Origin of the sequence: Shewanella sp. M16 (genome assembly GCF_018224605.1) — a bacterium.
Classification (GTDB): Bacteria; Pseudomonadota; Gammaproteobacteria; order Enterobacterales; family Shewanellaceae; genus Shewanella; species Shewanella oncorhynchi.
Genome location: NZ_JAGTUL010000028.1, coordinates 30052 through 52871, shown reverse-complemented (window position 1 = coordinate 52871; position 22820 = coordinate 30052). Strand labels below are relative to the sequence as shown.

General features: G+C 45.3%; 20 protein-coding genes. 9 read left to right on the top strand and 11 right to left on the bottom strand.

What is annotated here, in order from left to right:
• Positions 1–9: 9 nt before the first annotated feature.
• The 5 genes from fadA (at position 10) to KFE26_RS17190 (ending at position 6938) form a co-directional block, all read left to right on the top strand.
• The gene (gene fadA / locus KFE26_RS17210; protein ID WP_212601135.1) at positions 10–1173 is read left to right on the top strand and encodes an acetyl-CoA C-acyltransferase FadA; all 1164 of its coding nucleotides are present in this window, start codon (positions 10–12) and stop codon (positions 1171–1173) included.
• A gap of 244 nt (positions 1174–1417) precedes the next feature.
• On the top strand, positions 1418–2584 hold the full coding sequence (locus KFE26_RS17205) for a diguanylate cyclase domain-containing protein (protein ID WP_131524506.1): 1167 nt from the start codon (positions 1418–1420) through the stop codon (positions 2582–2584).
• 175 nt (positions 2585–2759) lie between these two features.
• Complete coding sequence (gene tusA / locus KFE26_RS17200; RefSeq protein ID WP_105250817.1) at positions 2760–3005, top strand: sulfurtransferase TusA; 246 nt, start codon at positions 2760–2762, stop codon at positions 3003–3005.
• Between the two features lie 49 nt (positions 3006–3054).
• Complete coding sequence (locus KFE26_RS17195; RefSeq protein WP_168827597.1) at positions 3055–3501, top strand: MOSC domain-containing protein; 447 nt, start codon at positions 3055–3057, stop codon at positions 3499–3501.
• Positions 3502–3746: 245 nt separating this feature from the next.
• Complete coding sequence (locus tag KFE26_RS17190) at positions 3747–6938, top strand: amidohydrolase family protein (protein ID WP_212601134.1); 3192 nt, start codon at positions 3747–3749, stop codon at positions 6936–6938.
• Positions 6939–7106: 168 nt separating this feature from the next.
• On the opposite strand, the gene KFE26_RS17185 is transcribed toward KFE26_RS17190, so the two are convergent.
• Positions 7107–7703 carry a DNA-3-methyladenine glycosylase I gene (locus tag KFE26_RS17185; protein ID WP_011918265.1) on the bottom strand — a complete coding sequence of 199 codons (597 nt, stop codon included), beginning with the start codon at positions 7701–7703 and terminating at the stop codon, positions 7107–7109.
• 117 nt (positions 7704–7820) lie between these two features.
• On the opposite strand from KFE26_RS17185, the gene glyQ reads away from it, so the two are divergent.
• Both glyQ and glyS read left to right on the top strand, forming a co-directional pair.
• Positions 7821–8726: a glycine--tRNA ligase subunit alpha gene (gene glyQ, locus KFE26_RS17180; RefSeq protein ID WP_006084781.1), complete on the top strand. Its 906-nt coding sequence runs from the start codon at positions 7821–7823 to the stop codon at positions 8724–8726.
• Positions 8727–8736: 10 nt separating this feature from the next.
• A complete protein-coding gene (glyS, locus tag KFE26_RS17175; RefSeq protein ID WP_212601133.1) occupies positions 8737–10806 on the top strand; it encodes a glycine--tRNA ligase subunit beta in 2070 nt (689 codons plus the stop codon).
• Between the two features lie 101 nt (positions 10807–10907).
• Here glyS and KFE26_RS17170 read toward each other — a convergent pair whose 3' ends face one another.
• Entirely contained in the window at positions 10908–11948 is a 1041-nt protein-coding gene (locus KFE26_RS17170) for an HDOD domain-containing protein (RefSeq protein ID WP_212601132.1), read from the bottom strand.
• Between the two features lie 333 nt (positions 11949–12281).
• On the opposite strand from KFE26_RS17170, the gene KFE26_RS17165 reads away from it, so the two are divergent.
• Positions 12282–13202 (top strand): biotin-dependent carboxyltransferase family protein, encoded by a 921-nt coding sequence (locus tag KFE26_RS17165; protein WP_212601131.1) that lies wholly within the window; start codon positions 12282–12284, stop codon positions 13200–13202.
• A 94-nt stretch (positions 13203–13296) separates the two neighbouring features.
• Here the strand turns inward: KFE26_RS17165 and KFE26_RS17160 are convergent, their stop codons facing one another.
• Genes KFE26_RS17160 through KFE26_RS17145 form a run of 4 tightly spaced genes read right to left on the bottom strand, consistent with a single transcriptional unit; the run spans position 13297 to position 15542 of the window.
• A complete protein-coding gene (locus KFE26_RS17160) occupies positions 13297–13632 on the bottom strand; it encodes a c-type cytochrome (RefSeq protein WP_006083818.1) in 336 nt (111 codons plus the stop codon).
• Positions 13629–14012 (bottom strand): cytochrome C, encoded by a 384-nt coding sequence (locus KFE26_RS17155; protein WP_212601130.1) that lies wholly within the window; start codon positions 14010–14012, stop codon positions 13629–13631. The genes KFE26_RS17160 and KFE26_RS17155 overlap by 4 nt, the downstream gene beginning before the upstream one ends.
• On the bottom strand, positions 14012–15238 hold the full coding sequence (locus KFE26_RS17150) for a sulfite oxidase (RefSeq protein WP_212601129.1): 1227 nt from the start codon (positions 15236–15238) through the stop codon (positions 14012–14014). Before KFE26_RS17150 ends, KFE26_RS17155 begins: the two co-directional genes overlap by 1 nt.
• Position 15239: 1 nt before the next feature.
• Positions 15240–15542, bottom strand: a complete 303-nt coding sequence (locus KFE26_RS17145) for a cytochrome C (RefSeq protein WP_212601140.1) — start codon at positions 15540–15542, stop codon at positions 15240–15242.
• A 240-nt stretch (positions 15543–15782) separates the two neighbouring features.
• Here KFE26_RS17145 and KFE26_RS17140 point away from each other — a divergent pair, with 240 nt between their 5' ends.
• On the top strand, positions 15783–16445 hold the full coding sequence (locus KFE26_RS17140; RefSeq protein WP_212601128.1) for a glutathione S-transferase family protein: 663 nt from the start codon (positions 15783–15785) through the stop codon (positions 16443–16445).
• Positions 16446–16557: 112 nt separating this feature from the next.
• On the opposite strand, the gene gyrB is transcribed toward KFE26_RS17140, so the two are convergent.
• The 5 genes from gyrB to dnaA are packed head-to-tail and all read right to left on the bottom strand — an operon-like array spanning position 16558 to position 22784.
• A complete protein-coding gene (gene gyrB / locus KFE26_RS17135; RefSeq protein ID WP_113941413.1) occupies positions 16558–18975 on the bottom strand; it encodes a DNA topoisomerase (ATP-hydrolyzing) subunit B in 2418 nt (805 codons plus the stop codon).
• A 16-nt stretch (positions 18976–18991) separates the two neighbouring features.
• Positions 18992–20074: a DNA replication/repair protein RecF gene (gene recF / locus KFE26_RS17130; protein WP_105250804.1), complete on the bottom strand. Its 1083-nt coding sequence runs from the start codon at positions 20072–20074 to the stop codon at positions 18992–18994.
• Positions 20071–20301, bottom strand: coding sequence for a hypothetical protein (locus KFE26_RS17125; RefSeq protein ID WP_212601127.1), 231 nt, complete (start codon positions 20299–20301; stop codon positions 20071–20073). Before KFE26_RS17125 ends, recF begins: the two co-directional genes overlap by 4 nt.
• The gene (dnaN, locus tag KFE26_RS17120) at positions 20276–21376 is read right to left on the bottom strand and encodes a DNA polymerase III subunit beta (RefSeq protein WP_105250803.1); all 1101 of its coding nucleotides are present in this window, start codon (positions 21374–21376) and stop codon (positions 20276–20278) included. The genes KFE26_RS17125 and dnaN overlap by 26 nt, the downstream gene beginning before the upstream one ends.
• Positions 21377–21395: 19 nt before the next feature.
• Positions 21396–22784: a chromosomal replication initiator protein DnaA gene (gene dnaA, locus KFE26_RS17115; RefSeq protein WP_113941415.1), complete on the bottom strand. Its 1389-nt coding sequence runs from the start codon at positions 22782–22784 to the stop codon at positions 21396–21398.
• Positions 22785–22820: the final 36 nt, after the last annotated feature.

Sequence of the window (22820 nt, the reverse complement as noted above, 5' to 3'; positions counted from 1 at the left end):
AATTTAATCATGAAACAAGCTGTTATCGTAGACTGCATCCGTACTCCGATGGGCCGCTCAAAGGCTGGCGTATTTCGTTATGTGCGTGCAGAAACTCTGTCTGCCGAATTAATGAAAGGTCTGTTGCTGCGTAACCCGCAACTCGACCCAAACCTAATTGAAGACGTGATTTGGGGTTGTGTGCAACAAACCCTAGAGCAAGGCTTCAATATTGCCCGTAACGCTTCGCTATTAGCGGGCATTCCAAAGACCGCTGGCGCTGTGACGGTTAACCGCCTATGTGGTTCATCAATGGATGCTATCCATCAAGCGGCGCGTGCAATCATGACTGGCATGGGCGACACCTTTATTATTGGTGGCGTAGAACACATGGGCCATGTGCCTATGAGCCATGGTGTCGACTTCCACCCAGGTCTTGCTAATAACGTGGCAAAAGCCTCTGGCATGATGGGATTAACGGCTGAAATGCTAGGTAAACTGCACGGCATTACCCGTGAACAGCAAGATGCTTTTGCGGTACGTTCACACCAACGTGCTTATGCTGCGACGATTGAAGGCCGTTTTGCCAAGGAAATCTATGGCATTGAAGGTCACGATGCTAACGGTGCCTTAATTAAAGTACTGCAAGACGAAGTCATTCGCCCAGAAACAACAATGGAATCTCTAGCAGCACTGCGTCCGGTATTTGATCCAGTCAACGGTACTGTCACTGCGGGTACTTCTTCTGCACTGTCTGATGGCGCTTCAGCCATGTTGATCATGGAAGAATCTAAAGCGCGCGCACTTGGCTTACCAATTCGTGCACGTATTCGCTCTATGGCGGTTGCGGGTTGTGATGCGGCTATCATGGGTTACGGCCCAGTGCCAGCCACGCAAAAAGCGCTGGCTCGTGCCGGTATCACAGTTGCCGATTTAGATGTGATTGAACTGAACGAAGCGTTTGCAGCTCAGTCTTTACCTTGTGTGAAAGATTTAGGCTTAGCGGATGTGGTTGACGACAAAATCAACCTCAACGGTGGCGCAATTGCATTAGGTCACCCACTGGGTTGTTCAGGTGCGCGTATCTCTACGACGCTGATCAACTTGATGGAAGACAAAGACGCGACCTTAGGTTTAGCGACCATGTGTATTGGTTTAGGCCAAGGTATCGCAACCGTGTTCGAACGCGTTTAATTCGTTAATCAAATAATCATCAAAGCCGGAACTTGTTCCGGCTTTTTTATGCCAAAATCTTCTGCCATCGTAAATATTAATATTTCTCATTTCTTCTGCTGTTCATTTGAAAATCAGTCCGTTATCGACTTAACTACAAGGGCATTACTGGCTATTGTGGACGACAACAGGCAAGCAATCATCAGCCAAATCTAGGCAGTGTAGTGCAAGGATGCAATTCGTTGTTTTACCAGAGGAATGCCAGATGCTACAAACGGAACAGACCCTTTTCGAACAAATGCGGATCACTGAGCTGGAGATCGAGTCTCGTAAGGCACTCTTCTCTTTTACTGGGGCGGACGTAAAGGCCCTGCAATCCTTTAAGCCCATCATTGAAGAAAACATAGATAAAATCGTCGACGACTTTTACGGCTTACAAACCAGTGTGTCAGAAATTGCGCTCCTGATTGGAGACTCAGACACCCTTGCCCGCCTACGTACCGCACAGAGAAGATATGTGCTTGATTTATTTAATGGTGTTTATGATCTTGAGTACGTAAACAATCGCCTGCGGATTGGGTTAGTCCATAAACGCATTGGTGTTGAGCCCAAACTTTACCTGTCTGCGGTGCACACACTCAAGGAGTTGATCTATGCCGTGATCAACAGCTCAGTACAAGATGTACGTCAAGCCGAACGTATTCGAGCCGCAATTGATAAACTGGTGCTGTTTGATGTCACACTAGTATTTGATACATATATTCGCAGCTTAGTCTCCGAGATTGAGAACGCTAAGGATAAAGCCGAGAAATATGCCCAAAGCATGGAAAGCAAAGTCAAAGAGCGGACCCAGCAGTTAGAAGAACTCTCGCAGACCGATCCCTTAACAGGTTTACTCAATGTAAGGCACTTGCAAGAAACAGCAACTCGCATACTCAGAGCTGCCCAAAGACGCGCCGAGCCCGTATGTGTCATCTACTTAGATGTAGATGATTTTAAATTATTTAATGACACTCAAGGCCATAGATCAGGTGATGAAGTACTTTGTGCTGTCGCAAAAGCGATTAAAGAAACCACTCGTGCTGAAGATCATTGTTTTCGATATGGTGGAGATGAGTTCTGTATCATCATGCCTAACTGTCGTGAGGAACAAGCTCGAGAGAATTTCATAACTCGGTTTAATCAAAAAATAAAACTCAGTCTAAACAATATTTCCTTAAGCTTTGGCATTACAGATACTGGCCCCTATGAATATGAAGAAGCCAATAGCTTAATTCATAAAGCCGATCAAAAAATGTATAGCTACAAACGGGCGTCCAAATTGCAGCAACAAACTATGGCGGCAGCAAATGATTTAGCACCAGAGAATAGTACAGCTGTCATCCATCCAATCTCTCAATCTCAAAGCGCTGCTGATAAAGCCGTTGAGTAATGTTAATTACTATCAGCCATAAGTTTGTTCCACGTGGAACATTTTATCCCTAGCTTTGGTAACGACAAAAAGCACACCAATCAAACCACATCACAAATTGAGACCACCAACTTGGTTTATCATGGGGGCTGGAGTAACATTAGCTAATTCTGCTTAACCGTTCAGTAGAGGTAATATGAACGACGCTTTCTCAACCGCACAGCATAGGCTCGATGCACTTGGCTTACGTTGCCCAGAACCTGTAATGATGGTGCGTAAAACGGTAAGACAAATGGCTGCTGGCGAGACACTGCTGATCATTGCCGATGACCCTGCAACGACACGCGATATTCCAAGCTTCTGTGAGTTTATGGATCACACGCTTATCGCCAGCGAAACGGCTCAGACGCCATACCAATATTTGATCAAAAAAGGACTTTAAGTCGTATCGTTTTAGCGACTTAATCATTAAAAAAAGGATGTGAGGAACTATGCCAAAACTGCTGGCAATTGCCTATAAAACTGTAAAGCGCGGCCCAATGAATGAGGTTCTCTGTGCCAATGTCACCCAGTTAAATGGTGTAGAGAAAGATGTATTTGGTCGTCCTGGCAAACGCCAAGTCACTGTGCTTTCCAAACTACAATGGCAACAAGCCTGTCGTGCTATTGAGGCAGAATTGCCTTGGACGACTCGCAGAGCAAATCTGCTCGTTGATGGTCTGGTATTTAGCAGTGCAGATGTTGGTAAACATTTACAAATTGGTGAGTTACTACTTGAAATTACAGGTGAGACCGATCCCTGTAAAAAAATGGAAATTGCACATGTCGGTTTAGAAGCCGCACTCACCCCAGATTGGCGAGGAGGTGTTACATGCAGGGTATTAAATGATGCCATGATCCACCTAGGTGATGAGATAGCAATTTTCTTTCCTAGCTAATCCAATCAGCCTATCTCAGCTAGTTCTCCATACTCCTCTATAAATAGAACCAAATAACTTGGTTCTATTTCTGTTGTCCCAATCCTTAATATAAATATCAGCTTTCTAGCTCGAACATCAATTGAAACAGTATTTACGTTTTCCTTCCTATCTATTTATGCGATAACTACACCAAGTATTAACAAAACTTTATCTTGTGATTAATACCGCTCATGTAGCCCATAAGAACGATAACAGGAAGTGACATGTTGAACTCTAAACTGACCCCGCTTTATATTGCCCTCACTCTTGGGATGAATACCCTCGCAGTTAACGCCACAGAAACGAAAGAATCGACTTGGAATGTTAACGCTCCAGCGAATGATCCCTTAGTGCAAGTCAAAGTTGATGTTAATGAAGGCACTTGGATGAACTTGAGCGTCAGTCCAGATGGTAAGCATATCGTCTTCGACTTACTCGGTGATATCTATCAAATTCCAGTAACAGGCGGTGAAGCTAAGCCATTGGCCCAAGGCATAGCTTGGCAGATGCAGCCCGTCTATAGCCCAGATGGCAAGCACATCGCTTTTACGTCCGATGGCGACGGTGGTGATAACATTTGGATTATGGATGCCGATGGTAAAAACCCAAGAACCGTCACCCAAGAAAACTTCAGACTGCTAAACAGTCCAGCTTGGAGCCCAGACTCCCAGTATCTGGTTGCCCGTAAGCATTTTACCGCCAGCCGCAGTTTAGGTGCGGGCGAAGTGTGGCTATACCACGTTGCGGGTGGTGAAGGCGTCAAACTAACCGAACGTCCTAATGATGAGAAAGATTTAGGTGAACCCGCGTATTCTCCCGATGGTCGCTATATCTACTTTAGTCAGGATGACACGCCGGGTAAAACCTTCCATTACTCAAAGGATTCGGTCAACGGTATCTATAAAATCAAACGCTACGATACTCAAACTGGTGAGATTGAAGTTTTAATCGAAGGCACTGGTGGTGCGATTCGGCCAACGCCGAGCCCAGACGGCACTAAGCTCGCCTATATTAAGCGCGATGATTTTCAGTCATCACTCTACCTACTCGACCTTAAGTCGGGCGAGACGACTAAGCTGTTTGGCGAACTTGACCGTGATATGCAAGAGACTTGGGCCATTCATGGTGTCTACCCAACAATGGCATGGACTCAAGATAACAAGGATATTTTCTTCTGGGCCAAAGGAAAGATTAACCGCCTGAATGTTGCCAATAAAATGCTCACCGACATTCCTTTTAGTGTAAAAACCGAGTTAGCAGTACAACCCTCAGTGCACTTTAAGCAAGATATCGATAAAGATGTTTTCGATGTCAAAATGCTACGTATGGCGCAAGTCTCACCGGATGGTAGCAAAGTCGCCTTCGAAGCACTGGGGAAAATTTGGTTAAAATCCTTACCCGATGGCAGAATGTCACGCTTGACTGAGCTAGACAAAAATATTGCAGAACTTTATCCCCAATGGTCGCGCGATGGTAAAAATATTGTTTTCACCACTTGGAATGACCAAGACCAAGGCACAGTGCAAGTAATTAGCGCCAAAGGTGGCAAACCTAAGCAGCTAACATCTGAGCCAGGAAAGTATGTCGAACCCACCTTTTCACCCAATGGTGAACTCGTAGTGTATCGTAAAACTCAAGGCGGTAACCTCACACCAAGAACTTGGTCGCAGGAACCTGGGCTATATAAAGTCGATATAAAAGGTAAACAAAATAGCAAGATCAGTGCCGATGGCTATCAAGCTCAATTCGGTGCTAATGCCGATCGCGTCTTTTTTATGAATAGCAGCGAAGATGAAACGCCGCAGTTATCATCCATCAACTTAGACGGCTTCGATAAACGGGTTCATTACAGCAGCAAACATGCAACTGAATTTAGGGTTTCACCCGATGGTGAGCAACTCGCCTTTGCTGAACGCTTTAAAGTTTGGGTAACACCTTTTGCAAAACACGGTGAGACAGTTGAGATTGGCCCCAATGCCAGCAATCTACCCGTAAGCCAATTGAGTGCACGTGCGGGCGAAAGTATCAGTTGGAACAGTAAAAGCGACCAACTATATTGGACTCTTGGCCCCGAGTTGTACCAAGCCAAGGTTGACACTCAATATCGCGACAAAAAAGATGAAAAGGCACAACCAAGCATTATCGATTTAGGCTTTACCGAAAAGGCCGATGTTCCACGTGGAACAATCGCCTTCGTCGGTGGCAAAGTGATTACGATGGAAAATGACCAAGTGATTTATAATGGTGTGGTCATAGTAAAAGACAATCATATTGTCGCCGTAGGCGATGCCAATGTTGCGATTCCTAAGGATGCGCAGATCATCGACATCAAAGGCAAATCCATTATGCCAGGACTATTCGATGCCCACGCCCATGGACCGCAAGCAGATGATGAAATTGTGCCACAACAGAACTGGGCGCTGTATTCAGGCTTATCCTTGGGTGTCACCACGATTCACGATCCCTCGAATGACACCACAGAAATCTTTGCCGCATCTGAGCAACAAAAAGCAGGCAATATTGTTGGCCCACGAATATTCTCCACCGGCACCATACTTTATGGTGCCAATGCGCCTGGCTACACATCGCACATAGACTCACTGGATGATGCTAAATTCCATCTTGAACGCCTGAAAAAAGTTGGAGCCTTTAGCGTAAAAAGCTATAACCAACCTCGCCGCAATCAGAGACAGCAAGTCATAGCCGCAGCGCGTGAACTTGAAATGATGGTCGTGCCTGAAGGTGGCAGTTTGCTGCAACATAATTTAAGCATGGTCGCCGATGGACATACTACGATTGAGCACTCGCTCCCCGTTAGTTCAATCTATAACGATATCAAACAGTTTTGGAGCCAGACTCAAGTTGGTTACACCCCAACCTTAGTAGTCGCCTATGGTGGTATTTCTGGTGAAAACTACTGGTATGATAAAACCGATGTGTGGGTCCATCCACGCCTATCCATGTATGTGCCAGCCGATATTTTGCAAGCAAGATCAATGCGACGCCCCCATGCTCCAGAGAGCCACTACAATCATTTCAATGTTGCTAAGGTTGCTAACGAGCTCAATAAGTTAGGGGTTCACCCAAATATTGGCGCCCACGGTCAGCGTGAAGGTTTGGCGGCACATTGGGAAATGTGGATGTTTGCCCAAGGCGGCATGAGCAATATGGAAGTGTTGAAAACGGCCACCATTAATCCAGCGATGACCTTTGGCATGGAACAGCAACTTGGTTCTATCAAAGAAGGTAAGCTCGCAGACTTGATCGTTATTGATGGTGATCCATTAGCCGACATTCGAGTCACCGACAAAGTCACTCATACTATGGTCAATGGTAAGTTATTTGATGCAGAGACTATGAATGAACTTAATGGAGATAAAGAACAGCGTAAGCCGTTTTTCTTTGAGAAACTCTAAGGGCTACTTTTAAGTCTAAGGAGAATAGCTTTCCTGTTGAGACCGTTTAAGTTTAACAAGATGAGTTCCAGCGAAGCTCAAAAAGCATGTTCCACGTGGAACATGCTTTTTTGTATTTGGATACTCTACAAGAGTTTTCTTTAATATCAGTCAGCTCTGCGATTAATGTTACTCGTGGTTATGCAGTCCGGCACAAGAATCGACACAGGCCTGATAAGCAATACACTCGACAAGATGATCGTTCACCATACCCACCGCCTGCATAAAGGCATAACAAATGGTTGGACCGACAAAATTGAATCCGAGTTTCTTCAACGCTTTTGACATGGCTTCAGATTCTGGTGTTTGTGCAGGAACCTGCGACATTGCCGTAATCTGATTAACTATGGGTTTACCGCCCACAAAACTCCATAAAAATGCAGAGAAATCCTTCCCATCGGCAGTATAGGCTAAATAACCTTTGGCATTCTTGATGATAGAGTTCACCTTCAAGCGGTTGCGCACTATACCTGGATTCAACATGAGCTCCTCAACTTTCGCCTCATCAAAAGTCGCAATAATCTCAGGTTCAAAATTAGCAAAGGCCTGTTCATAGTTTTGTTGCTTCTTCAGGATAGTTATCCAAGATAATCCGGCCTGTTGACCATCTAAACACAACTTAGCAAACAGCTCCTTTGGATCATAAACAGGTCGCCCCCACACTTTGTCGTGATACTCACGATACAAGGGATCATCACTTACCCAGCCACAGCGGATCTCTTCCATGGTATATAACCTTATTGTTTTAATTAAGAAGGTAAAAAATAACCTACATAAGCAGATATCTACAAGGTATAATCGAACCCATTTTCTATTCAGGCTGACGGCAGTAGACAAGTAGACATGACGACAAAACACGACGTAAAAACATTTCAGGGTTTCATTCTCACCCTGCAGGAATATTGGGCACAGCAAGGCTGTGCAATTGTTCAACCTCTAGATATGGAAGTCGGCGCTGGTACATTCCACCCACAAACTTTCCTACGTTCTTTAGGACCTGAACCTATGAGCAGTGCCTATGTGCAGCCATCGCGCCGCCCTACGGATGGTCGTTACGGTGAAAACCCTAACCGCCTGCAGCACTACTACCAGTTCCAAGTCGTGTTAAAACCTTCGCCTGACAATATTCAGGAGCTGTATTTAGGCTCACTGCAAGCACTGGGTATTGATACTCAAATCCACGACATCCGCTTTGTGGAAGATAACTGGGAATCACCAACACTAGGTGCTTGGGGCTTAGGCTGGGAAGTTTGGCTTAATGGTATGGAAGTGACTCAGTTTACTTACTTCCAACAGGTCGGCGGCATCGAATGCAGCCCTGTCACAGGTGAAATCACCTATGGCCTAGAGCGTCTGGCCATGTATATCCAAGGCGTAGATAGTGTTTATGATCTCGTATGGACCGATGGTCCACTAGGCCTAATCACCTATGGCGATGTGTTCCATCAAAACGAAGTCGAGCAATCGACCTATAACTTCGAACACGCCGATGTGGACTTTATGTTCACCCTGTTCGATCAATGCGAAAAAATGTGTCAGCATTTATTGTCGCTAGAAAAACCTTTACCTCTGCCCGCATACGAGCAAGTGATGAAAGCCTCACACGCCTTCAACCTGCTCGATGCCCGCCATGCCATTTCAGTTACCGAGCGCCAGCGCTACATCTTACGTGTTCGTACTATGGCGAAAGCGGTCGCTGAATCTTATTATCAGGCACGCGAAGCGCTTGGCTTCCCAATGTGTAAGTAGAGGTAAAAACATGAATTTTGAAAACTTACTCATAGAGTTAGGCACGGAAGAATTACCACCTAAGTCACTGCGTAAACTGGCTGAATCCTTTTTAGCTAACTTTACTGAAGAACTCACCAAAGCCGATTTAGCGTTCAGCTCAGCCGTTTGGTACGCAGCGCCACGTCGTCTGGCAATTAACGTCACTGAACTTGCCCTTGCGCAAGCTGACAAAGTGGTTGAGAAACGTGGCCCCGCCGTGAGTTCAGCATTCGATGCTGAAGGCAAACCGACTAAAGCCGCTGAAGGTTGGGCACGTGGTAATGGCATTACCGTTGAGCAAGCCGAACGTTTAGTCACAGATAAAGGCGAATGGTTAGTCCATAACGCCAAAGTTGAGGGCGTCGAAACCAAAAGTTTGATCGCCGCTATGGCTCAACGTGCACTCGATAAATTGCCCATTCCTAAGCCAATGCGTTGGGGCAATAATAAAACCCAATTTATTCGCCCCGTTCATACAGCCACTATCTTGTTAGGCAGTGAGTTGATTGAAGGTGAATTGCTGGGTATCAAATCGGCACGCACTGTTCGCGGTCACCGCTTTATGGGGCTCAAGCAGTTTGAATTAGCACACGCTGATCACTACCTTGCCGACCTAAAAGAAAAAGGTAAAGTCATCGCCGATTACGAAAGCCGTAAAGCATTAATCAAAGCCGATGCCGAAAAAGCCGCAGCTAAGATTGGTGGCACAGCGGATATCGAAGATAGCCTGCTTGAAGAGGTCACCTCTTTGGTTGAATGGCCTGTGGTATTGACCGCTAGCTTCGAAGAAAAATTCTTAAGTGTACCGTCTGAAGCTTTGGTCTATACCATGAAGGGCGATCAAAAATACTTCCCTGTCTTTGATGATGCAGGCAAGTTACTGCCAAACTTTATCTTTGTGGCCAATATCGAATCTAAAGATCCCGCGCAAATTATCTCAGGTAACGAGAAAGTCGTTCGCCCACGTCTTGCCGACGCCGAGTTCTTTTTTAATACCGATAAAAAACACACGCTGGAATCGCGGTTACCTAGCCTAGAAACCGTCCTGTTCCAACAGCAGCTCGGTACCTTAAAAGACAAAGTGAATCGTATTTCTGCCCTAGCCGCCTTTATTGCCGGACAAACTGGCGCGAATGCGGTTGATGCAGCCCGTGCAGGTTTGTTATCTAAAACCGATTTGATGACCAATATGGTGATGGAGTTTACCGACACTCAAGGCACTATGGGCATGCACTACGCCCGCCTCGATGGTGAAACCGAAGCCGTTGCGGTTGCAATGGAAGAGCAATACAAGCCTAAGTTCTCTGGCGATACAGTGCCTAGTGCCGGTGTATCTTGCGCTGTCGCATTAGCAGACAAGCTCGATACTTTAGTCGGCATCTTTGGTATTGGCCAAGCACCAAAAGGCGCAGCCGATCCCTTTGCCCTACGCCGTGCCGCCATCGGTGTGCTGCGTATTATCGTTGAGAACAAACTGCCACTGGACTTAGTAACACTGATTGCTAAAGCTCAGGAGCTCCACGGCACTCACTTAAGCAACGCCAATGCAAGCGATGAAGTGTTAGAGTTCTTAATGGCTCGCTTCCGCGCTTGGTATCAAGATAAAGGCATTGGTGTTGATGTGATCTTAGCCGTGCTAGCACGTCGCCCAACACGCCCAGCTGATTTTGATAGTCGTATCAATGCGGTATCACACTTTAGAAGCCTAGAAGCTTCTGGCGCACTTGCAGCAGCGAATAAACGTGTATCTAACATTCTGGCTAAGGTTGAAGGCGCTTTACCGACAACGATCAATGCAAGTTTGTTGACCGAAGCGGCAGAGCAAGCATTGGCGGCCAAATTGAACGAACTACAACCACAGTTGGCACCTTTGTTTGCCAATGCTGATTACCAACAGGCCTTAACTTTGTTAGCTGGCCTGCGTGAAAGCGTGGATCAGTTCTTCGAAGATGTAATGGTTATGGCGGATGATGAAGCCTTGAAAAACAATCGTTTAGCATTGTTGAATAATCTACGCGAGCAGTTCCTGCACGTCGCGGATATATCACTACTGCAATAACGATACTAACGTTTTTTAAATTATCGCTTTATAAAAAACGCGCTCAATAGCGCGTTTTTTATTGTCCTGATTTCTCATACCAAACGTATTAAATTGCCCAATCAGAACTGCAGCAGTTTTTGATGTAAGCCATCAAATTGAGTTTGATCTAAGTTAACTTGCTGCAGTAAATTCGTCAGTATCTCAGGGGATAATTGCCCTGCTTGATGCAGCATAGAAATCTCGCTAATCACATTCGCCCGCCATACCACTGCGGCGAGCCCCGCTTGCGGGCGCGAGTTCACACTGGCAAGCTTGTCTAATTCTGTTTCAAAGGTATTGGGTAACTGCCAATGCTTAGCAAGCAATGAACTCAAGGTTAACGATTTCGTCGTCATCACTTGTCTAAATAATCCAGAATTAGGCTGTTCTCCCGGCTCTGCCTGTACAAATGCATCGAGGAGCATTTTAAAAATGGCCAACTTGCCGACATCGTGTAATAGGCCCAATAAAAAAGCCGTATCTTGATCTTCATCGCTTAACTCACTGGCGAGAAAAGCAACCTGCATCGAATGGCGCCAAATTTCTGCCCCAAAACGACGGAAATAGATTGGTTTGATATCCAACATTTCACGCACTAAACAAGTGGTGACAAATTTTCTCAACTGTTCGCGGCCAAGCTGTACCAAAGCCTGCTGTAAACTGGTGATATCCCTATCGCTACGTTTAAACGCGGGAGAATTACACAGCTTAAGCACCTCAATACTCAATAAAGGATCTCGCTCGATAAGCGCTAATAGATCCTTAATATCAAATTGTGGGTCGGCCAATTTACGATCTAACTCCAATACCTTTGACGGCAGCTTTAACACTTTTTCGGCGATGACTTGTGGCGATGCCAAGGCTTGCTCTATCTCAGCCATTACCCGACGTTCAAGATTATTCGCTACACCGCCAGTGTCCTTAACCCGTGTCGGAAATAACAAACTATAAAAGAGTGCAGATAAATCCACAGATACCACGCTAATGTCTTCGAGAGGTTTAGCTAGCTTTCGCGCAGGTTCAAGCGACTTACCTAAGTCTGTCGTTGAAAAACTTTTGGGTCTCTCAACGGTCGCCGTATCACGAATATTAAAGAGTTTGTTAAAAAGTGATTTAATCAAGAAGCATCAACCTGTCATTATAAATAATTGTTAAAAAGTCAGTTAAATATTGCCCATCATAAATCCATTTTGATCAGCTCAAGCCATGTATTAAGGCATTGTAGAGAGGCTAATACTTAGCTTAAGTGTAACATATTCAATTCATTTCGGACTTCTTCTATCCCACCATTACTGCTTTTACAAAGACAATCTTGGTTACAAGTTGAAACCTCAAAAAACTTACATTTCAGCATCATTTAACTGACAATATGCCTACCATTCATAAAGGGATACGTATTTTGTCTCCCTTTAAGTGATTAACAATCTACTCGCGAGCTAACAACGGACAATTTGATGATCGAGGTAATAAAAGCGGGTGCACTAACCACAGTTCAAGATATCGGACGCATGGGATATCGACATTTAGGCGTAACCCAAGCTGGTGCCTTAGATAGACCTGCACTCTGTTTAGCAAACCGCCTACTCTCAAACCCAGACAATACACCCGTACTGGAATTGACCTTCGGACAATCGATTTTTTTGTTTAAACGTGATGCTTGGATTGCCTTAACGGGTGCCGATTTTGATGCCCGCATAGACAATAAACCCATAGTTTGCGGCTGGCGTTACTCCATTAAGACAGGACAAAAACTCAGTCTTAGAGGGGGAAATAAAGGCATGCGTGCCTATGTTGCGATTGATGGCGGCGTTAAAGTGCCGTTAGTGATGGATTCTGCTGCAACTGATTTAACCTCAGGTATCGGTGGATTTCATGGTCGCGCATTAGAAGCTGGCGATAGCCTGACCTTAGGTTCAGCTCATCCACTAAGAAGGCAAGTTGGCGCAATTCAAAAAAGTTGGAATGGGCATATTCGCGCACTCGCAACAAAACACACCCAAGCCTTCTCGTTGAAGTCTCAGCAAACATTCTGGCAAACACAGTGGCAACTTTCGGCAGAAAGCAATCGGGCAAGTGCAATACTCAACGGGGAAATATTGACCTTAGCAAAACCATTTCCCGTTCAATCCCATACAGTCAAGCCCGGAGTCATTCAAGTGTCAGCTTCGGGGCAACCTTTAGTGTTACTTGCCGATGCTAAGACCACCAGCAATCATCCTCAAATAGCCGTGATTATTGAAGCCGATCTGTGGAAACTCGCGCAAACTCGCCCAGGGCAGACAGTTAAATTCGAATTGGTTGACGATGAACAAGCGGCAACGGCGCAAGCGGAATGGCATGATTACTTCTACCGACTACAACGTAGCCTAGGTTAACGAACCACTGCATAATCAAATCTACAAAATATCACCCCGTATCCCAACTAAAGCCCATATCGGTTTAATTCAAATAACACACTATATACTCGCGCTAATTCGCACTTAGCTTCGGTGTAACTTGCTGGCTATAAAACAGCGCCACATCTTGTAATTGCTCAGAACTTAACGCGCTGACTTGTGATTGCATCAAAGGATCGAGTCGTAAACCGGTTTTAAAATCGACGAGCTGTTTATTAAGATAAGCTAATTTTTGTCCCTTTAAGTTTGGGAATTGCTTGGCCATAGCGATCACCGCATTGCCATGGCATGACTCACACTGTGCTGTAGCCAATGCCTGACCTCGCTCTATATCTGCTTGATAAACCTCTCCATTAACCTCTGTGGATAAGCCACATAGCGCAATCAAACTTATGATAATCGCTTTCATTTTGGTTCCTTAGGGAAAGGGTTAACTAGCACAGGCTGCAGGTTCGATTCTAAAGGTAGACGTCTGAAGATCGTCATATCCATTTCAGCCTGCCCATAATGAGTGCTTAGATAACTCAAGGTGGGCTCCCAAGTATCCGACAAGTCCCATAAACCCTGAGTGTCTATCATCCACTGCAAAGTCTCTTTCCAAAAGGCTTTATCGCCGTGGTTTTGCACGACTATCATACTGGTATGGCAGGCATTACATTGATAATTCACTAACTCCCAACCAGGAGCCATGATCAAACCCGATTTAGGGTCCACTGGATACTCAGCGGCTAGCGAAATACTGGATGCTACTAGCCCAAGCAATATCAGTTTATTGATATGCGACTTCATCACACCACCCTAACGGCAATACGGTGGCAGCCGTTAAACATATATCCCTTAGGATTCCATTGCGGTTGTACGACAGGCTGACTATCACCTTCACTATCGGTCGCTTTGGCCCAGATTTCATAATAGCCCTGCGACGGTAATTGCAATTCAATCTTCCATTGCTGCCATGCTGTTATGTTTTTAGGTTTTTCTAATTCAGCGGCAAACCAACGGGTGCCATAATCGTAACTGACTTCCACCTTAACCACTTCCCGCAATCCCGCCCAAGCATGACCTGCGATAGCCATCTTTTGACCTACAGCTAATTCGGTTCCAGATTGGGGGTGAGTGATCAATGACTTCACTATCATTTCTTCAATGATTTTATAGTCTTTATCATCAACAGACTCACCTGGCGCTATGGGATATTTAGGGAGTTGATACGCTGGCGCTTCCATTTTATGCCCATCATGGACTTTATTACGCACACTGATCCCCGTCGCCGCTTTTTGCGAAACGGATCCTGGCCGTCCACCAAACACAATACGTAAGGGATATCCATGTAGATAAGGAATGTCCTCACCGTTCATCGACCATGCAATAAGCCCAAGCTCTTCGAGCGCCGCCTTTATTGGTACGCCGCGTGAAATAGCCTCACCTTTGCCGCTCAAATGCCGATCAACACCGTGATGGCCTGTGTAAACAGCATCAGCTTTAATACCGCAATCCTTAAGCACATCACTCACTAAGACACCTGTCCACTCGGAGCAAAATACGCCGGCATTATTCCACTGATTGCCTTTAGTACTAGGAAAAAAGCCAGAGCGACTATTACCGCCACATTCAATCAGCAACTGCAATGTGTAATGCTTAAAGCGACGCTTAAGTTCATTAATTGTGTAGGTTTTTGGGGTGATAACAGACTCACCATCCACTTGAAAAGTCCAAGTTTTAGCATCTAACGCCTTAAAGTCAGGCACTATGCCATTCCAACGGATAAACGAGGCATCGGCAGGCGTCACAGCAGGAGCGAGCTTATGCTCCGGCGGAAACGCATTCAGTGGATGAGTGTTTAACACTTTGAAATAATTCGGCAAGTCCTCAGCCTTAGCCCAAGTTAATGCTGATATATCCAGAGGAATAACCTCTGCGGGAAGCTGATTGGCAAATACCCACTTAACGGGTAAGGCAGATAAAACAGAAGTCGCTACCGCACCTTTAATAAAAACCCGACGATTAAGATCCATGTTATTTATCCTTTCCGAGGTAAAAGTAATCCGCCATCAGCTGCATATCAGCCTCAGTCAAGAGTTGGGCGACTTTAGTCATAGTGGGATCTTGGCGATCCCCCGCCTTAAAGGCTCGCAGTTGCTTCAATAGGTATTCTGAGTTTTGCCATTCAATGTTAGGAATATGCTCAAAACGACTCACTCCGGACTCGCCATGACAGGCCTTACACATATTCAATAACTTATTTGCCTCATCGGCGTTTGCCACCGCCGATAGCATAAAAATCAGTGCACTTACGGGGTAAATCACTCGCTGCCACATCCATTTATCTCGCCAATTAGCCTTCATCTCGACAGAATCCATCGAACAAAGTAATTAAGATATGGTTAAATTATCTCAATGCTGTGAGTCGTTTAAATTCAATAAAAGTGACTCGTAAGCTCAAGAGAAATGACGCGTATTAGCGGATGTAGAAAGGGTAAAATATTCATTAGTCATAGGTGAAATGAGTCCATATAGTAGCTTTGCAGAAACACTCGGCATTTCACTCAAGGACAAACAATGGATCTTTATATTGGCAATAAGAACTACTCTAGCTGGTCACTGCGGGCTTGGTTTATGGCCGCAAAATCTGGCGTGCAGTTCAACGAAATATTACTGCAACTCGATACCGACAGCTTCTATCAGCAACTCAAAGCCATTTCGCCGACTTTAAAAGTACCGACATTAGTCGATGGTAACATTAGGGTATGGGATTCACTATCAATTTGTGAATACCTCAACGACACCTATCTTGCAGGTAGCGCATGGCCGCAAGATCCTAAACAAAAAGCCAAGGCCAGATCGATTGCCAGTGAAATGCATTCAGGCTTTAATGCCGTGCGTAACGCTCTACCAATGAACATACGCGCGAGGCGCTATGTTGAACTCACAGATGCGGTCCGCAAAGACATTGAGCGCATCGATGCGATTTGGTCTGCACAGATGGCCGAGTTTGCCCCATCAAATTCCGAAGGTACTTGGTTATTTGGCCAATGGTCGATTGCCGACATGATGTTTGCCCCTGTGGTTATGCGTTTTCTTACCTACGATATTGAAGTCTCGCAGGCAAGCCGTGCCTATATGCAGCATGTGATCAGCTGTCCGGAAATGCAGGCGTGGATTAATGCGGCTAAAGCAGAGACTGAAATTGTTGCGGCGGATGAAGCGGGTATTGATCGATAAAGAGATAAATCATAGAGATAAAAAAGGGAAAGCCTTGGCTTTCCCTTAATCATTCAAGTACTAACGCGTGTCACTTAACACGCATTACACGTCTAATATTATACATCTAGCATTAAACGTCTAAGTTAGCCACGTTCAATGCGTTCGCTTCGATGAACTCACGACGAGGTTCAACTTGATCACCCATCAAACAAGTGAACAACTGATCGGCACCCACAGCATCATCAATCGTGACTTGCAACATACGGCGTGATTCAGGATCCATTGTAGTTTCCCACAATTGCTCAGGGTTCATCTCACCCAATCCTTTATAACGTTGAATGTATAAGCCGCGTTTGGCTTCAGAAATCGTCCAATCTAGCGCTTCGAGGAAGCTGCCGACTTCTTTAACACGATCGCCGCGTTGTACATAGCCGCCTTCTTCAATCATGCCATCTAACGCCGCACCTAACTTACCGATACGTTGATAATCGCTTGATTGGAAGAAGTCATAAGTAAACAGATAGTTAGTATCGATACCGTGTTTACGAATGGTGATCTTAGGCAGATACACTTTACGCTCAGGATCGAGAATCGGCTCAGCAGAATACAGTACACCGCTGTTTTCCATTTCCACCAGCTCATGGATAAAGGCATCGATCCACTCTTTCATCTTGCCTTCATCGGCCAACATCTCGTTGGTGATCATTGGGTGGTAAAGCATACGGTTAGTAATGTGCGTTGGATAGCGCTGCTCTAAACGAGCCACAATGGCTTCCACTTCACGATACTGAGTCACTAAACGCTCTAACGGCTCACCTGACATACCAATCGCACCTTGCGTTGGATACACAACAGTGCCATCCAATGCTTGAGTCGTGAGGTATTGAGTCAATGCTGGCTCATCTTTCAAATACTGTTCTTGCTTGCCCTTTTTCACTTTAAATAAAGGCGGTTGAGCAATATACACATAACCACGCTCAATCAATTCAGGCATTTGACGGAAGAAGAAGGTCAACAGCAAAGTACGAATGTGCGAGCCGTCGACGTCAGCATCCGTCATGATGATGATGTTGTGATAACGGGTTTTATCTGGGTTATATTCGTCGCGACCAATACCACAGCCAAGTGCCGTGATCAGTGTGGCCACTTCTTGAGAAGACAACATCTTATCGAAGCGGGCCTTCTCAACGTTTAGAATTTTACCTTTCAGTGGCAAAATCGCTTGGTTCTTACGGTTACGTCCCTGCTTAGCACTACCGCCAGCAGAGTCACCTTCCACTATGTAAATTTCTGAAAGACCAGGATCTTTTTCTTGGCAATCGGCCAGCTTACCTGGCAAACCACCTAAATCGAGTGCGCCTTTACGACGGGTCATTTCACGAGCTTTACGCGCCGCTTCACGGGCACGGGCAGCATCGACAATCTTACCGACGATCAACTTCGCATCAGCTGGGTTTTCCAGCAGATAATCGTTCAGCTTCTCACCCATGGTTTGTTCAACCGCGGTTTTCACTTCACTAGAAACCAGTTTGTCTTTGGTTTGCGAGCTGAACTTAGGATCTGGCACTTTAACAGAGATAACAGCTGTCAAACCTTCACGGGCATCGTCGCCAGTCGCGCTGGTTTTGCCTTTCTTGTTATAGCCTTCGTTTTCCATGTAGCTGTTGAGGTTACGTGTCAACGCACTACGGAAACCGACTAAGTGAGTACCACCATCACGCTGTGGGATGTTGTTGGTAAAACAGAAAATATTTTCCTGATAACCGTCATTCCACTGCATAGCCACTTCAACGGTAATGCCATCTTCACGCTCTTGCATAAAGTGGAATACGTCTTTGTTGACGGGTGTTTTATTACGGTTCAGGTAATCGACGAATGCGCTAATACCGCCTTCGTATTTGAAAAATTCATTTTTATTGTCGCGTTCATCAACCAGACGAATACCCACGCCTGAGTTAAGGAAAGACAGTTCACGCACACGCTTTGCCAGAATTTCAAAGTGAAACTCAACATCGCTGAAGGTATCTTCACTTGGCCAAAAACGGATTTCGGTACCGGTTTTGGTTGCATCACCAATCTCTTTGATCGGCGCATCAGGCACACCGTGAGTATAAAACTGCTCATATACTTTGCCAGCACGACGAATGGTCATTTGCAGCTTTTTAGATAAAGCGTTTACAACCGATACACCCACGCCGTGGAGACCGCCAGACACTTTATAGGAGTTATCGTCGAACTTACCGCCGGCATGCAATACCGTCATAATAACTTCTGCCGCCGATACGCCTTCTTCCTCATGGATAGAGACCGGAATACCACGGCCGTCATCCTTAACAGAAACCGAACCATCTACATGGATAGTAATCGTAATATCGCTACAGTGGCCGGCTAAGGCTTCATCGATAGAGTTATCGACTACTTCGAACACCATATGATGTAGACCCGTACCGTCGTCGGTGTCACCAATATACATCCCAGGTCTCTTACGTACTGCATCAAGGCCCTTAAGGACCTTAATACTCGAAGAATCGTAACTATTCTCTGACATATTATTCTCTCAATGGTTATTCAATTACCGTTACACGTCCCTGTTCCACATGAAACATCCTACTGGGAGGCGTGTGTAACGAATCGACTATTGCAGCAGGATCAATGGCGGTCACAAAAACTTGTGCTCCGGTATCCGTTAACTGCTTAAGCAATAGCTGCCTATGCTGTGCATCCAACTCGGACGGAAGATCATCCACAAGATAAATACTGTTTTTATCTATTTGTTGTTTGAGCAACTTTCCCTGTGCAATACGCAGTGCACAGACTAATAATTTCAATTGACCACGGGACAGGGCATCCTGCGCCGGCAAAGTGCCTACACGAAGTCTAAGGTCAGCTTTATGGGGACCGCTGACGGTATGACCTGTGGCCAAATCTCTGGAATATTGGTTTTCGAGTAGTTCTGCAAAATCCGTTTTACTATCCCAGCCGCGCGTAAATGAAACCTTCACATCTACACTCGGTAAAAACTCCCCGATTATACCCTTAAGTAGCTCATTTAACGAGTCTACATAATGGTTTCGTATTTCGGTGACCTGCTCGGCATAGCGCACAAACTCTTGGTCCCAAAATTGAATATGACTGTAAGCCGAACCGTTTCTAAGCAATTGATTTCTTTGTTTAAGAACGCGACGAACATTCGTCCAAGCGCCATAAAACTGTGGGTCAGCATGAAATGCGCCCCAATCGATAAATTGTCGACGGGATTTTGGGCCTTCAAACAGTAAAGAAAAGCTTTCAGGTGTGATCACTTGAATAGGTAAAGCTTCGGCTAATGTCGACAGACGTTTAACTTTTTCGCCGTCGATTTTCACTTCCGTCTCACCATTGCGAAATCGGCGTAAACCAATTTTACTGTCACCGCGCGCTAAATTTAAAGTCGCAAATAGCGTTAATTTATCGTCATCGTGATTAATCACTCGTTGGGATAAATGGCTGCGAAATGAGCGTCCCATACCGAGGAAATAAATGGCTTCTAAAATACTGGTTTTTCCGCTGCCATTTTGACCATAAATCACGTTAATCCCAGGTGCGGGGATTAACTGTGCGGACTGAATGTTGCGAAACGCTTCGATATTGAGACGGGTCAGGCTCATGCATTACTCATTAAGCCGCGTAAACGGCGTAGGTAAGGATTCATAGCACTTAACGAGCAACTCAATCGCTGCCACAGGCTAAGACTATCGGTAAATGAGTGAAGGAATGGCCAATGCTGTGCATTAAACACTGTGCCGCCGTTAAGCGGCATAGACATCAAAGACAGAGGTACAGACACGGGTAACGTAAAAATCGATGGTTTATAAGCGCATCGGCATAACCACATACATGGAATCTTCTTCCAAATGGTTTTCGATTAGGGCGCTGGAGTTACCATCAATGAGCGTGATACGCACATCATCGGACTTAAGGTTGTTGAGCACATCCAGTAAGTAACTGACGTTAAAACCAATTTCTAGGGCCTGATTGTTGTATTCCACATCGATGATTTCTTCCGCTTCTTCCTGTTCAGGGTTATTAGCGGTGATCTTGAGCAGACCATTTTCGAGTTGAATACGCACACCACGGAATTTTTCATTGGATAAAATAGAAGCCCGCGTCAGCGCTTGCTTCAGGTGATTACGACTCGCAATCACAATTTTATCACCGCCCTTTGGCAATACACGGCGATAATCAGGGAAGCGACCATCGACTAATTTACTGGTAAATACTGTGTTAGCCGTAGTAGCACGAATAGCATTATCACCAATAGCAATGGTGATATCGAGATCGTCAGACTCCAATAAGCGCGCCATTTCAATTACGCCTTTACGGGGCACAATGACTTGTTTTTCCGGTAATTGTGCTTCAATCGTACGATGACTTAAGGCTAAACGATGACCGTCGGTCGCTATCGCACGCAAAACATTACCTTCTGTTTCAAACAATAATCCGTTGAGGTAATAGCGTACATCTTGGTTAGCCATCGAAAACTGCGTCGAGTCGATAATTGACTTCAACACGCCCTGCTTCAAGCTAAATTCAATCTCAGCTTGGAAGGCTTCAACATTGGGGTATTCTTCTGCGGGCAACGTCGCTAAGGAAAAACGGCTACGGCCTGAACGCAGCAACCATTTATTATCTTGTTGTTCGACTTTCAGTTCGCTTTGTTCTGGCAAAGACTTAACAATATCGAGCAGTTTCTTCGCCGGAACCGTAGTACGACCTTCTTCGATATCACCGTGAACCACAGCTTGGCCCACGAGTTCGACCTCTAAATCTGTACCAGTCAGCTTAAGTGAGTGACCACTTACTTCTACAAGGAGGTTAGACAAAATGGGCAAGTTATGGCGTCTTTCTACCGCACCACACACCAATTGCAACGGCTTTAATAGGGCATCCCTATCAATTGAGAATTTCATCGTGTCCAAATTCCTTGTTTTAAGAAGATAAGGTTCTAATCAAATTAGCATAATCTTCTTTAATGTCGTGGCTCTCTTCCCGTAGCTGAGCAATCTTACGACAGGCATGCAACACTGTGGTGTGATCTCGACCACCAAAAGCATCACCAATTTCCGGCAAGCTTTGGTTAGTTAATTCTTTGGATAACGCCATTGCCACTTGCCTTGGGCGCGCGACACTGCGTGAACGACGCTTAGACAACATATCAGCCATCTTGATCTTGTAGTATTCAGCTACGGTTTTCTGAATATTGTCTATAGTGACTAATTTTTCTTGAAGTGCCAAGAGGTCACGTAAGGCTTCACGAACAAAATCAATAGTAATTGGCCGACCCGTGAAGTTAGCGTTGGCGATAACGCGGTTTAATGCCCCTTCTAGCTCGCGTACGTTTGAACGTAAACGCTTAGCAATAAAGAAAGCCACTTCATCGGGTAAATTAATGCCGCTCTCTTGAGCTTTACGCATCAAGATCGCTACGCGGGTTTCTAACTCTGGTGGCTCAATAGCCACAGTTAAACCCCAACCGAAACGCGATTTCAATCTGTCTTCAACACCGTCGATCTCTTTTGGATAACGATCTGAAGTCAAAATAATTTGGTGATTCCCTTCAAGCAGCGCATTGAAGGTATGGAAGAATTCTTCTTGGGATCTGTCTTTATTGGCAAAGAATTGAATGTCATCGATAAACAAGGCATCAACACTACGGTAGTAACGTTTAAATTCTTCGATCGCATTGTTTTGTAGCGCTTTAACCATGTCCTGAACAAAACGCTCGGAATGCATGTAAACCACTTTGGCATTCGGATTATTTTTAATGATCCCGTTACCGACAGCGTGCAACAAGTGAGTCTTACCTAGACCTGTTCCGCCATATAAAAATAGTGGGTTATAAGCACCACCCGGATTTTCAGCCACTTGTAACGCCGCAGCCTTACCTAATTGGTTCGACTTACCTTCTACGAAGTTATCAAACTGGTAGCTCGGATTAATGTTACTGCGGTGATTCGCGTTCGCCATAGGCTCGGCTTGGACATTAAACGTCGTGCCCACAGTCGCTTTCGTTTGAGTATTGGGTGCTCGAGTTGGCGCAATCGGTGCCGGTACACTTGGCTTTTTCGCCGAAGGACGACTACCTATATCGAAACGCAATTTAGGCGCGTCACTACCCATTTGCTCAGTAAAGAACTGATTAATGATATTGATGTACTTATCTCTGACCCAATCAAGCACGAAGCGGTTGGGCGCATAAAGCACCAGAGTATCTCCATCCATTTCGGCTTGTAACGGTCTGATCCACATACTGAACTGCTGAGCAGAAAGCTCATCTTGCAGTCGTCCGATACATTGTTGCCAAAGTGAAACAGCCACTTAGTTATCCCCAAAAGATCATCAAAAAAGAGGTGT